This window comes from Planctobacterium sp. AWM4_229 (genome assembly GCF_056160305.1).
The window spans coordinates 277,610-290,062 of sequence record NZ_JBSWWX010000005.1; the positions used below are offsets into that span (position 1 = coordinate 277,610).

At 45.7% G+C, this 12,453-nt stretch carries 11 protein-coding genes; 6 read left to right on the forward strand and 5 right to left on the reverse strand.

The genetic code is table 11. The features are described from left to right. Nucleotides 1-7 precede the first annotated feature (7 nt). Together ACXAGP_RS12855 and ACXAGP_RS12860 are read right to left on the reverse strand one after the other, a co-directional pair. Nucleotides 8-889: a polyprenyl synthetase family protein gene (locus ACXAGP_RS12855; protein ID WP_475261857.1), complete on the reverse strand. Its 882-nt coding sequence runs from the start codon at nucleotides 887-889 to the stop codon at nucleotides 8-10. Between the two features lie 2 nt (nucleotides 890-891). Beyond that, nucleotides 892-1,146, reverse strand: coding sequence for an exodeoxyribonuclease VII small subunit (locus ACXAGP_RS12860; protein WP_475261858.1), 255 nt, complete (start codon nucleotides 1,144-1,146; stop codon nucleotides 892-894). A gap of 244 nt (nucleotides 1,147-1,390) precedes the next feature. On the opposite strand from ACXAGP_RS12860, the gene pomA reads away from it, so the two are divergent. From pomA to thiI, 3 genes are all read left to right on the forward strand, one after another. Next, a complete protein-coding gene (pomA, locus tag ACXAGP_RS12865) occupies nucleotides 1,391-2,155 on the forward strand; it encodes a flagellar motor protein PomA (RefSeq protein WP_475261859.1) in 765 nt (254 codons plus the stop codon). A 25-nt stretch (nucleotides 2,156-2,180) separates the two neighbouring features. Then, nucleotides 2,181-3,122, forward strand: coding sequence for a flagellar motor protein MotB (locus ACXAGP_RS12870; RefSeq protein WP_475261860.1), 942 nt, complete (start codon nucleotides 2,181-2,183; stop codon nucleotides 3,120-3,122). A gap of 79 nt (nucleotides 3,123-3,201) precedes the next feature. Next, nucleotides 3,202-4,656, forward strand: coding sequence for a tRNA uracil 4-sulfurtransferase ThiI (gene thiI / locus ACXAGP_RS12875; protein WP_475261862.1), 1,455 nt, complete (start codon nucleotides 3,202-3,204; stop codon nucleotides 4,654-4,656). 24 nt (nucleotides 4,657-4,680) lie between these two features. Here thiI and ACXAGP_RS12880 read toward each other — a convergent pair whose 3' ends face one another. Genes ACXAGP_RS12880 through ACXAGP_RS12890 form a run of 3 tightly spaced genes read right to left on the reverse strand, consistent with a single transcriptional unit; the run spans nucleotide 4,681 to nucleotide 6,878 of the window. Continuing rightward, entirely contained in the window at nucleotides 4,681-5,565 is an 885-nt protein-coding gene (locus ACXAGP_RS12880; RefSeq protein ID WP_475261863.1) for a ketopantoate reductase family protein, read from the reverse strand. Continuing rightward, on the reverse strand, nucleotides 5,562-6,269 hold the full coding sequence (locus tag ACXAGP_RS12885) for a TIGR01621 family pseudouridine synthase (RefSeq protein WP_475262128.1): 708 nt from the start codon (nucleotides 6,267-6,269) through the stop codon (nucleotides 5,562-5,564). Before ACXAGP_RS12885 ends, ACXAGP_RS12880 begins: the two co-directional genes overlap by 4 nt. Nucleotides 6,270-6,296: 27 nt before the next feature. Beyond that, nucleotides 6,297-6,878 (reverse strand): Hpt domain-containing protein, encoded by a 582-nt coding sequence (locus tag ACXAGP_RS12890; protein ID WP_475261864.1) that lies wholly within the window; start codon nucleotides 6,876-6,878, stop codon nucleotides 6,297-6,299. Nucleotides 6,879-7,102: 224 nt separating this feature from the next. Between ACXAGP_RS12890 and ACXAGP_RS12895 the strand changes: the two genes are divergently transcribed. The 3 genes from ACXAGP_RS12895 to ACXAGP_RS12905 all read left to right on the forward strand — a co-directional run bounded on the left by ACXAGP_RS12895 (nucleotide 7,103) and on the right by ACXAGP_RS12905 (nucleotide 12,444). Further along, entirely contained in the window at nucleotides 7,103-9,976 is a 2,874-nt protein-coding gene (locus ACXAGP_RS12895) for a M16 family metallopeptidase (RefSeq protein ID WP_475261865.1), read from the forward strand. A 138-nt stretch (nucleotides 9,977-10,114) separates the two neighbouring features. Beyond that, complete coding sequence (gshA, locus tag ACXAGP_RS12900; RefSeq protein WP_475261867.1) at nucleotides 10,115-11,695, forward strand: glutamate--cysteine ligase; 1,581 nt, start codon at nucleotides 10,115-10,117, stop codon at nucleotides 11,693-11,695. Nucleotides 11,696-11,835: 140 nt separating this feature from the next. Next, nucleotides 11,836-12,444: a transglycosylase SLT domain-containing protein gene (locus ACXAGP_RS12905; RefSeq protein WP_475262130.1), complete on the forward strand. Its 609-nt coding sequence runs from the start codon at nucleotides 11,836-11,838 to the stop codon at nucleotides 12,442-12,444. The last annotated feature ends 9 nt before the right edge of the window (nucleotides 12,445-12,453 follow it).

Consider the following 12,453-nt stretch of genomic DNA (forward strand, 5'->3'; position numbering starts at 1 on the left):
TAATGCCTTAGTGGTTGCGACTAAACAGGTAATCGGTGAATGATAGCAAAGTTTCACTATTGTAAGGTAGTGATTGTAGCGCTTGTGTTGCTTCATTGTGCAATAGCTGCAAATATTCTTTCGCCCCTTCAAGGCCCATAAGCACAGGATAGGTACTTTTTTCTGCCTCTGCATCGGAGCCTTGCGGTTTGCCAAGCTGAGCGGTGTCACCTTCCACGTCCAAAATGTCATCCATCACCTGGAAACCCAGTCCGACAGCATCGGCAAATTTTTGTAGTTGTAGTTGTTGCGCCTCTGTCAGATTGGCTAAATGACCGGGATACATAATGCTGGCATTGAGCAATGCCCCCGTTTTTAAACGGTGCATTTGTTCTAATGCTTTTTTATCGGTGTGTTTACCCGCCTGGTGTAAATCGATTGCCTGACCGCCACACATACCAGCGAGGCCGGAAGCACGACTTAATTCCTGGATGGCTTGCAAAGCCTCTGTTGCACTGAGACCGTCAGAATGACTGATGAGTTCAAAGGCGAGGGTTTGCAAAGCATCACCAGCGAGTATTGCGGTAGCTTCACCATAAACCACATGGCATGTAGGCTTTCCTCTGCGCAGGTCATCATCATCCATGGCGGGGAGATCGTCATGGATCAGAGAATAGGTATGAACACATTCGAGAGCAGCAGCATAGGCCAGCAATTTTTCTTTTGGGATTTTGAACATCTCGCCTATGGCAAATACCAGGAAAGGGCGCACGCGTTTTCCGCCAGCAAACAGACTATAAGCCATTGCTTCTTTGAGATTGCCAGGTAAATCAGGATATTCATCCAACGTTGTTTGTAACAGGCTGGTTACCGAGTCGGCATATTTATTTGCAGCGTTTTGCCAGCTCATGACTACGGATTCTGTGTCTCTGGGATATCAAAGTCTTGCAGTTCATTGCCTTTATCCGATTGAGTCAGGATTTTAACACGCTGCTCCGCGGACTTTAGCTTTTCTTCGCAATGTTTAACTAATTTGATCCCTTGTTCAAATGAACTCAGCGCTTCCTCTAGTGGTAATTCACCCTTTTCCATGGCCGTGACGATATTCTCTAAAGAAGCCAACGAGTCTTCAAAGCTGTTCTGTGATGTTGTGTTATCTGTTGCCATTAGATTCACTTGTTGCCGTTGCGAACGCGCAAGATACATAAGCCAATACCGAGGGTCAATCAAAATAACCCGGGTGAAATATTTGCTGGATCTGAGCACTATTGAAAATAAATTACTTTTATTCCTCTGGAAAAATGTCACTTTGCCGATAGAATGGTTGTTAAGTCAGCAACTTAAATAAGAATTCCAGTGGCTCAGGCCCAACAAGCTGACGAGATTTAATTGATTATTTGGGGAGGACAGTGTGGATCTAGCAACGCTAATCGGCATTATAGGCGCCATTGGTTTTGTCGTAATGTCCATGGTGATGAGTGGTGAGATGGGCATGTTCATCAATGTACCCTCGTTACTTATTGTATTTGGTGGCACCATTTTTGTAATCCTATCCCAGGTGACACTAGGGCAATTCTTCGGTGCCGGAAAAATAGCCGCTAAGGCCTTTATGTTTAAAATTGAAGCCCCTGATGAGCTTATTCAAAAAATCGTAGAGATGGCTGATGCTGCCCGCAAAGGTGGATTTCTGGCGCTTGAAGAAGCGGAAATTGAAAACGAGTTCATGCAAAAGGGCGTAGACATGTTGGTTGATGGTCACGATATTGATGTGGTACGTACAACTCTGCACAAAGACATATCCCTGACCACTGAACGGCATGAATTTGGTGCAACAATCTTTAAAGGCATGGGGGATGTCGCACCAGCTATGGGAATGATTGGTACATTGATTGGTCTGGTAGCTATGCTGTCAAACATGGACGACCCCAAAGCCATCGGGCCTGCCATGGCGGTGGCTTTGTTAACCACTTTGTATGGTGCTTTTTTTGCTAATGTCATCTGTTTACCTATCTCAGTTAAGTTAGGAAACCGAAAAGATGAAGAAAAGATCAATCAAAGCCTGGTGTTGGATGGCATTATTGGTATTGCCGATGGGCAAAATCCAAGAGTTATCGAAGGGATTTTGAAAAGTTACTTAGCGTCAACAAAACGTGGCGCAGCCACGCCTGACGATTAGCGGTATTTGGTAACCGAGAAACGAGATGAGTGAAGAAGCTGAAGAGTGTCCCAAATGTCCCCCCGAAGGCCTGCCCGCCTGGATGGGTACCTTTGCCGATCTCATGTCGTTATTGATGTGTTTCTTCGTTCTGTTGTTGGCCTTCTCAGAAATGGACGTATTGAAATTCAAACAAATCGCCGGCTCGATGAAGTTCGCTTTTGGTGTACAGAACAAGATTGAAGTTAAAGACATTCCCAAAGGCACCAGTGTTATCGCGATGGAATTCAGACCGGGTCGTCCTGATCCAACCCCTATTGAGAATATTCAGCAACAAACCATTGAAATGACTCAGCAAATGCTGGAGTTTCAGGCGGGTGATGAAGATTCCGCTGGCGGCAGGCAAAAGCAAAGAGGGCAACAGCGTGGTGGTCAGGCACAACAAACGGCGACAGATTCTTCTTCTTCAGTGCCTACGCAGCAGCAAAGCCAGGAACAAGTTAACGAAAATATGAAAAAAGTGGCTGAAAAGCTGCAGCGTGAAATTATTGATGGTTCCATCGAAATGGAATCACTGGGTCAGCAAATCGTGATCCGTATCAAGGAGAATGGTTCATTCTCTGCGGGTTCTGCGTTCTTACAACCACAGTTTGTCCCAGTCATTCAAAAAATAGGTGGCCTGCTGGTGGATATGCCCGGCGAAATTACTATATCCGGCCATAGTGACAGCCAGCAAATTTCCAATGAACTGTATCGTTCAAACTGGGACTTGTCGGCACAACGAGCCGTTGCGGTGGCTGAGGTGTTGAGGCTGGTAAACGGCTTTGACGAAGGACGCATGGAAGTGGTGGGACGAGCCGATACTCAACCGCTGGAGATGCCGGGACAAGACTCCGATAACAATCGCAATCGCCGCGTGGAAATTGCCATTAATCAGGGCAAACCCAAATTTTCTGATCCCATTTCCGTTTCTGAGGATGGTGCATAAGCCACAATTATTGCAATTAATTGCCTGTTCGAATTGCAATCAGGTATAATCTGCGCCCTTTTTTGAACCGGAGAGAGCTGTGAGATTCCTGGTAAAGTTACACCCCGAAATTACCATTAAAAGTAAAGATGTGCGCAAGCGCTTTATTCGTTTACTGGAATCCAACATTCGCTTGATTCTGGGACAGAATCACATTCCTTCTGCGATTCAGAATCAGTGGGACAAAATCCTGGTTAACGTCAAATCCGATGACAGCGAGGTTTGTACCAAAGTGGAGTATCTGCTGGCTCGTATTCCCGGGGTGGATCAAGTTCTGGTGGTACAGGAGTCTGAGTATGCCGATCTTGATGATATCTATCAGCAGGTTAAAGCAGTTTGGCACAATCAATTGCAAGGCAAGACGTTTGCGGTGCGGGTGAAACGCAAAGGCGAGCAATCCTTTACCTCAACTGAGGTAGCAGCTTACGTGGGTGGGGGGTTGAATCAGTTTTGCGAAACCGGCGGCGTCAAACTCAAGAAACCCGATGTAACAATTCACCTGGAAATTGATCGCAACAAGCTCATTTTGGTGGAGCGCAAATTTAAGGGGCTTGGCGGCATGCCGTTGCCTAGCCAGGAAGATGTGCTGTCTTTGATGTCGGGTGGTTTCGATTCCGGTGTTGCCAGCTATCAAATGATTCGCCGTGGCGCGAAAACGCATTTCTGTTTCTTCAATCTAGGCGGTCGAGAGCATGAGATTGGCGTACGTGAAGTGAGCCACTATCTGTGGAAAAACTACAGTCCGTCCCATCGCGTTAAGTTTATTGCTGTGGATTTTGAACCTATCGTTGCCGACATCCTGGAAAATGTAGAAAGCGGTTACATGGGGGTTATCCTGAAAAGGATGATGTTGCGCGCTGCCAGTATCGTTGCTGATAATCTGCAAATCAAAGGCCTGGTCACCGGCGAATGTTTGGGGCAGGTATCCAGCCAAACACTGACTAATTTGCACGTAATAGATCAGGTAACGGATAAGTTAGTGGTGCGTCCTCTCATCTGCTCTGACAAAGCTGATATTATTGATGTTGCCAGACAGATAGGTACTGAGGATTTTGCCAAGTCCATGCCGGAGTATTGTGGTGTGATTTCCATCAAACCCAATGTTAAAGCACCGCTGGACAAAGTATTAGAGCAGGAAAGTAAGTGCAATCTGGCGCTCATTGAGCAAGTGGTGTCGGCGGCAAATGTAGAAGATATTAAAACCCTGGGAGAAAAGACCGAGCGGGAAATTATTGCCGTTGAATCCAGTAATGAGCTACAACCCGGTGAAGTGCTTTTGGATATTCGCGCACCCGCAGAGCGCGACCACAATCCGTTGCAAATCAACCACTGCACGATAGAGACCATGCCATTTTATAAGCTGGCCACCGACTTTGGCGACCTGGATCAAAGTCGTGCTTATTATTTATATTGTGATCGCGGTGTAATGAGTAAAATGCAAGCGCTGGTATTAAAAGAACGCGGTTTTAAAAATGTTAAGGTTTACCGTCCATAGTGTTCTCGGACTTTAATAGGTGACTTAGCTATCAGGGTAGCTGTTTTCTAACTGTTTTATTTGGCTATACAGTGATTGATTCAGGGGCAGAGTAATGTCATGACGCTCTGCCCGTTTCAGTAAAAATCCATTGATGAAGTCTATTTCTGTGGGCCGCTGATGACTAATATCCTGGTGCATGGAAGAGAAATTATCTGCCGTTAGCGCTATCACTTTGGCAACGGCTGCCTTCAGTTGCTCAAAATCAAAGTGTCTGTTTTCCAGCGCACTGATGCGGCAAAACTCTCTGAGCAGTTCATCAATGTGTTTTTGAAAGCGTTTATCTGCAAGCTGTCCGTTATTCACTTGATATATGGCGGTAAGCGGATTAATCACACTATTGATGGCCAGCTTTTGCCACAGTGGCTGGTTAATATCACTATGCCAATCACAAGGTGTGAGTACCTGTGATATCAAACGCTCAATGGCTATCCGTTGTGCAGTGTTTGGCTTGCGCAACCAACCGGCATGGCTTTGACCATAGCCAGTCTCATACACATCATTGCCTTTTTTACGGGCCGCTTTACTAGTGGTTAAACGCAAAATCGGATTTTCGGGACAAGTCTTCAGCGTAATTTCTTCGGTTCCCAAACCATTGTGTAATAACCCAATACAGGTATCAGGATTGAGGTAGGGCTTAATGTCTTCCAATGCCTTGCTTATCTGCCAGGCTTTAAGCGGTAAAATAAGCAAATCGGGCGGTACTTTTTCAGCGTGTTTCAGGTGTATCACGTCGCCATTTTTCAACCATACGCGAATATCCGTTCGTTCTGGCGTGCGCCACCACATATCGAATGGTGTTTGGTTGATTTGGCTTTGCGCAACCAACAGGGAGCCAATCGCACCTCTACCTAAAACGGCAACCTTCACGGCGCTTTGTCCGAGTCATTGAAAGCAATCTCTGGCCAGCGGAATTTTGTCATTACCGGCTGGATTTCTTCAGTTTTATTGATGAATTCAGGTGAGAGAAAGTGTTCTCCGCTTTGTGGCAGGCAAGAGAACTGATACCTTTCACCATTCAGTTCAAAGGCAATTTGCCAGGCGTGTAAATAGGTTCTGTCTGCCACAGTTCCACCGTAAAAACTGTCTCCTAAGATGGTACTTCCTAGGCTGTTGAGTGCTACCCTGAGCTGATGGGTTTGACCGGTATAGGGCTTTAATAGTTGTAATCTCAGCCCATTACCCAGGCCCATATCGTAAAACTGCGTTATTGCTGGATTTTCAAATGAGCGGGACAGCGCCCACTTACCCGAGCGAATTTTTTTCATATCGCCTTTGATGAGCCCTTGTCTTTTTTTCGGCCGTTTGTCACACAGAGCCAGGTAAAACTTATTTACATTACGCTGCTGAAAGTGCTGGCCAAATTGGCTGGCAGTTTCCTTATTGCGCGCAATAACCAGACAACCAGAGGTGATTTGATCCAGGCGATGAACCAGCCATAACTCGTTGCTTTGCAGTTGCTGTTTGAGGCGAGTGATTAATCCATCACTCTGCTCCTGCTGATGAACATTGATACCAGCAGGTTTATTCACAATAAAAAAATCCCGGTGTTCTGCGATTACCGGGATTGTCATTGAATCGATTATTTGCACGAGAACCTGTCAGCTATTTAATAACTCAATGGCGGTTGGGTAGTCCAGGTCGCTAATGGCTTGTGTGATTTCACCGTGCTTGTCTTCTGCGATACCCGCATTCTGGAGGAGTTGTTGTAGTTTATCGGCATCAATAAACTCAAAGCCTTCCAAAAGGGCGGTGAGTTCGTCTTTGGCATCTACGGGTGAGTCGCTGGACTGTGTTTCTTCAGCATCAGTAGCAGTATCGTTGGGGGCGCTATCTCCAGTTTTAAATTGTTCAAGGGCAGCGAAGGTATCGCTCATTACCTGGTTAAAACTGGCCAAACAGGTTGTAAAGTCGCTGTCGGGTGCCTTAAATAATTCCTCAAGTTCTTTACTGCTATGGTGCAGCTTCCAAAGTCCCAGGTTACCGGCAACACCTTTAATGGTGTGAGCTTTTGCTTTTCCTGTGGCGATATCTTGCTGTGCAACAGCGTCTTGCAGCTCTTGACCCACTGATGCGTAATCGGCGGCAAACCGATCTAACATTTTGATCAGTAACTCTCTATTGCCACTGAGCTGGTTAAGCCCAAACTCAGTATCAAATAATGTTTCTTTGTCCTGTTGCATAAGATGCCCCGAGTCCTTCAACTGCTTTTCCCTTATTTTTCAGTTTCCTGGCAGAGAATGCAACTGCTTTACGAGTAAAGCTAAAAAAGAATTATTTCTGTTTGTTGTCTGACTGCACAATTCAGTGCTGGCCAATGATTGTTACACAATGCGGGTTCTCATTCGCAAGCTGAGATGCCATTATTGGTGATTTGCAATGTCCACTATGATTCAGGGAATATCTTATGGTTGTAAAACTTCGCCTCATTTTGGCGCTCTCTTTTTTGTCACTCTCTGCTTGCCAATATTCTGGCTCGGTCAATAACCCAGCTTCGGAACAAACGTCTTTGCCATCGGGTATCGTGTTATTGGAAGATAAAAGTGATGCGCAGGGCGACTACCAAATTCCCTATAAAAAATATCAACTGGACAACGGACTCACGCTTATTCTGCATCAGGACGATTCAGATCCGTTGGTACACGTGGATGTGACCTATCATGTGGGCTCCAGCAGAGAAGAGCCGGGGAAATCTGGTTTTGCTCACTTTTTTGAACATATGATGTTCCAGGGATCCGAAAATGTCGCCGACGAACAACACTTTGAGCTGATTACTGAAGCGGGTGGTGACATGAATGGCACCACGAATTCCGATCGCACTAATTATTATCAGACTGTCCCCGCCAACCAATTGGAAAAGGTGTTGTGGCTGGAAGCGGACCGTATGGGCTTCTTATTGGATGCCGTGACCCAGGAAAAATTTGAAGTACAGCGAGAAACCGTTAAAAACGAACGGGCACAGCGGGTGGATAATCAGCCTTACGGCTTGCGCTCCGAAAAAATTGCAGAAGCCCTGTACCCCAAAGACCACCCTTATAGCTGGCCGGTTATCGGCTACATCGAAGATTTAAACCGAGTTGACGTTAATGATTTAAAAGCCTTCTTTGTTCGTTGGTATGGTCCAAACAACGCCGTTCTTAGTATCGGTGGTGCTATTGATGAAGCGCAAACACTGGCATGGGTGTACAAATACTTTGGCGCTATTCCCAGAGGCCAAAAGGTGGAAAAACTGGCAAAGATGCCAGTAACCTTGACCGAAGAGCGCTACCTGACAATTGAAGATGATGTGCATTTGCCATTGCTGCAAATGACCTTTCCAACGGTATATGTGCGTCATGAAGATGAAGCGCCACTGGATGTTTTATCCGATATTTTAGGGGGCGGAAAAACCTCACTATTTTATAAAAACCTGGTGAAAGAAGGTTGGGCGGTACACGCCGGAGTCGGCCATCCTTGCCGGGAACTGGCATGTCAATTTGAATTAATTGCTTTGCCCAATCCACAGAGGGTGCCGTCATTGGCACAATTGCAGGAGATCATGCGCAAAACCCTGGAAGAATTTGAACAGCGTGGCGTCAGTGATGATGATCTGCAGCGCACTAAAGCCAGCATTAAATCCGGGACGGTATTTGGTTTGCAAAGTGTTGCTGGCAAAGTCAGTACTCTGGCTTCAAATCAGATTTTTTCCGGTGAGCCAGATAAAGTGCAGTACGATATCGAGCGTTACAGCTCGGTCACTAAAGCTGATGTTATGCGGGTCTTCAATACTTACATCAAGGATAAAGCCAGTGTCATTTTAAGTATTGTGCCCAAAGGGCAACTGGCGATGCAGGCCAAAGCGCCAGATTTTGTTAAACCAGAGCGTACTATCAGCGCCAAAGTAACTGAGGAACCTGTCGCCCCAGTACCAGCAGAAGATGATTTTGATCGTTCAGTTGTGCCCAAAGCAGGGCCTAATCCGGTTGTTAATGTTCCCGATTTCTGGCAAACCGAACTGAAAAATGGGGTATCTTTGATGGCCCATGAAACTGAAGAAACACCCACCGTTACTCTGGTTATCAATTTAGAAGGTGGCCCTCTGCTAGACCCCATTGATAAAGCGGGGCTGGCGAGCGTGACGGCCATGATGATGTCCGAGGCCACCCAAAACTACAGTAATGAAGCTATGGCTAACGAGTTGGCTAAATTGGGCAGCAGCATCAGCTTTTCCGCCGGTGGACGTTTTACTTCGGTTTACGTCAACAGTCTTGAAGAAAATATCGATGCTACGCTGGCCTTGTTGCAAGAAAAACTATTTCGACCAGCATTTCACGAGGCTGATTTTGTCAGACTGAAAACTCGCCTAATGCAGTCTTTACAGCAGGCGGACAAGAACCCGCAAACCTTGTCTTCAAAAGCGGTAATTAGAGTGTTGTACGGTGAACAGAATCGCATCGCTATCCCTGACTCAGGCACAGTACAGACGCTAAACAATATTTCCCTTGAAGATGTTAAACAGTTTTACAACGATTATTACAATGCGCACAAAGCCAGTGTGATATCAGTGGGAAGTTTGGCTAAGCCAGAATTACTCAAGGCATTGGATTTTATCAATAGCTGGCCGGCTAAAGCTTACGAAATACCCGCCTATAAACCGTTTCCTGAGTTTAAAGAAAAGGCCATTTATCTGGTTAACGATGCCGATGCGGCACAGTCTATTGTGGCCATCATTAAACCGTTTTTAGCTTATGACGCCACTGGTGAGCACTTCAAAACCAATTTAATGAACTTCCCGTTAGGCGGTATGTTTAATAGTCGTATCAATCTGAACTTAAGAGAAGACAAAGGTTATACTTACGGTGCCCGCAGTAGCTTTGTGGGGGGTAAAACATTGGGGCGTTTTCAGGCCGGTGGAGCGATTAACAAAGAGCATACTGTTGCTGCACTTAAAGAACTGTTTGCTGAAATCGAAACCTATCAGCAACAGGGGATGACGCAACAAGAACTGGAGTTTATGCGCCGTGCCTATACCCAAGGGGATGCACTTAAATACGAAACACCCGCCAGTAAGGCGCGTTTTTTACGGCAAATGACGGTGTATGGACTGGATAAAAGCTATCCAGCACAGCAGAATAAAATTATTGCTAACGTGACGTTAAATACCCTGAATCAACTCGCGGCAAAGCATTTGCAAACCGATTCCATGCAAGTTGTATTGGTTGCGGATACCGAAGCGTTGGCTGAAGAAATAAAACGATGGGCTGAGTCTCAAGGCAGAAAATTAATGCCACTGGAAATTTAATCCAGCTCAGGCGGCTCTTATAGATAAGGCTTGCTGGTATCTACTGGTAAGCCCTTGAAATAACCGATATGCTCCGCATATCAGGCTAGCCTTATGGTAAAACCGTATAACGATGCGGTGCAAAGATAGGAATGGGTTTTGCAAAACACAGATAAAGCATTTTACAAAAGGTTGACAGTTCTACAGCAACCTCATGTAGCCTCAACATTGCGTGACATTCAGCACGGTATTGAGCGGGAGTGTTTGAGAATTAATACCAATGGAACACTGGCCAGTACCGATCATCCTGCCAAATTAGGCTCTGCTTTAACTCATCATTTTATCACCACTGATTTTTCTGAATCTTTAATGGAGTTTATTACTCCGCCTGAGAGCTGCACGCAAAAAACATTGCAGCAATTGCAGGATATCCACAAGTTTGTGGTACACAACATTGACGATGAGATGTTGTGGCCCATGAGCATGCCGTGTTTTATCAAAAGCCAGGACGAAATTCGATTGGCTTATTATGGTGAATCCAACGTCGGTCGTATGAAAACTCTGTATCGACAGGGCTTAAAAAATCGCTACGGCAGCATGATGCAAGCTATCGCTGGAGTGCATTTTAACTTTTCGTTACCGGGCCACTTCTGGACACCTTATTTGTCTGAAGCGCTGGGGCAATCAGGTTCCCAACAAGATATCTCTGCGGCTTATATGGGGTTGGTACGCAACTATCGCCGTACATGTTGGTTGATCCCATATCTTTATGGTTCTTCACCAGCCTTGTGCAGTTCATTTTTACAAGGTAAAAGCTCAAATCTACCGTTTGAGGAAATTGGCAAAGGCTCGATTTATCTCAAAGGAGCGACTTCCCTGCGTATGAGCGATTTGGGTTACACCAATAATGCGCAATCCAGTTTGCAGATTTGTTATAACGAGTTGGACGCCTACGTGGCCTCACTGCGTCAGGCTATTCAGACGCCATCACCGCAGTTCGAAAAGTTCAACGGAAAGCACAATGGTCTGTTCCAGCAGTTGAATGGTAATGTGCTGCAAATAGAAAACGAGCTTTATTCTCCCATCAGACCAAAACAGCCGACGCGCAGTTTGGAAAAACCCACGGATGCATTGGACGACAGAGGCGTAAGCTATATCGAAGTACGCGCATTAGATGTTAATCCGTTTTCTCCGGTTGGCGTTGAAGCACAGCAAATTCACTTTTTGGATGTGTTTTTATTGCACTGTTTAACTCGTCCAAGTGCCCCGTTTGCAACCGGGGATTTTGAGGAAACCGAGCACAATATTAAAGTGGCGGTGGAAACCGGTCGTTGCCCTGAGGCGACACTCAGCCGGGCAGGGCAACCCGTGTTATTGCGAGATTGGGCGAAACAACTAGTAGCCGAAATGCAACCTCTTGCAGAATTGTTGGACAACGTCAATCGCTGTAAAGATTACACCCAGGCTCTGGCGGGTGAGATGGAGAAAATCCTTGAGCCAGAATTAACCTTATCCGGACGCATACTCAATATGCTGCAGGAGCAGAAACTGGATAATGGTGAGTTAGCTATCAGTCTTGCGGAGCAACACAAGCGCACATTAATGGACGCCGCATATACGGTGCATAGTGAGGAATTCTTTGTGCAGCAAGCTGAGCTTTCGCAACAGGCCAGAGCCAAAATTGAAGCCAATGACAAGATCGACTTTGATACCTTTATGCGGCAACAATTTGGTGTTTAATGTGTTTTTTGGCGGTGCAAAAAAAAACGCCTGACAACAAGGTCAGGCGTAAGTTACTTCCAGGGAAAACACAATAACTAGAACACACATGAATTAGGACGTCATCAGTGAGCAAAAAGTTCCGGAATCATACAAAAAAAATTAAAATTATTTTTATTGTGGCTTTTGTTTCACTGTTTGCAGCCTCCTGCAGCACCACTCCACCTAAAAATAAGCACAACCTGTGTGAGATATTTGAAGAGAAAGATGATTGGTATGATGCCGCTGCTGATATGCGTGACAAATGGGGCGTACCCATTCATGTACCCATGGCCATGATGTATCAGGAAAGCTCTTTTCGAGATGATGCCCGGCCGCCCAGAGACTACGTTTTTTTCGGCTTGATCCCATGGGGGCGAGTCAGCTCCGCTTATGGATACTCCCAAGCTAAAACCCCAACATGGGCTGATTATGTTCGCGAAACCGGGAATTCAGGCGCCGACCGAGATGATTTTGAAGATGCCATCGATTTTATGGGATGGTTTATTAGCAAGACTTATAAAATTAACGGTATTTCCAAGTGGGATGCCTATGCTCAATACCTCAATTATCACGAGGGGTGGGGCGGTTACAAACGCAAAACTTATCTCAGGAAAAAATGGTTGATCGCGGTATCTAAAAAAGTGAAGGCCCGCTCATTAACCTATGCTAAACAGCTTAAAACTTGCGAAGAGGATCTTAAGAGCGGGTGGTTTTTCGGTATTTTTTAATGCTGTGTA

Excerpts from the sequence above, each read along its gene's own strand:
- ACXAGP_RS12895 (WP_475261865.1), top strand. The coding sequence starts at position 7,103 with ATGGTTGTAAAACTTCGCCTCATTTTGGCGCTCTCTTTTTTGTCACTC.
- ACXAGP_RS12885 (WP_475262128.1), bottom strand. The coding sequence starts at position 6,269 with ATGACAATCCCGGTAATCGCAGAACACCGGGATTTTTTTATTGTGAAT.
- ACXAGP_RS12890 (WP_475261864.1), bottom strand. The coding sequence starts at position 6,878 with ATGCAACAGGACAAAGAAACATTATTTGATACTGAGTTTGGGCTTAAC.
- ACXAGP_RS12855 (WP_475261857.1), bottom strand. The coding sequence starts at position 889 with ATGAGCTGGCAAAACGCTGCAAATAAATATGCCGACTCGGTAACCAGC.
- ACXAGP_RS12860 (WP_475261858.1), bottom strand. The coding sequence starts at position 1,146 with ATGGCAACAGATAACACAACATCACAGAACAGCTTTGAAGACTCGTTG.
- ACXAGP_RS12870 (WP_475261860.1), top strand. The coding sequence starts at position 2,181 with ATGAGTGAAGAAGCTGAAGAGTGTCCCAAATGTCCCCCCGAAGGCCTG.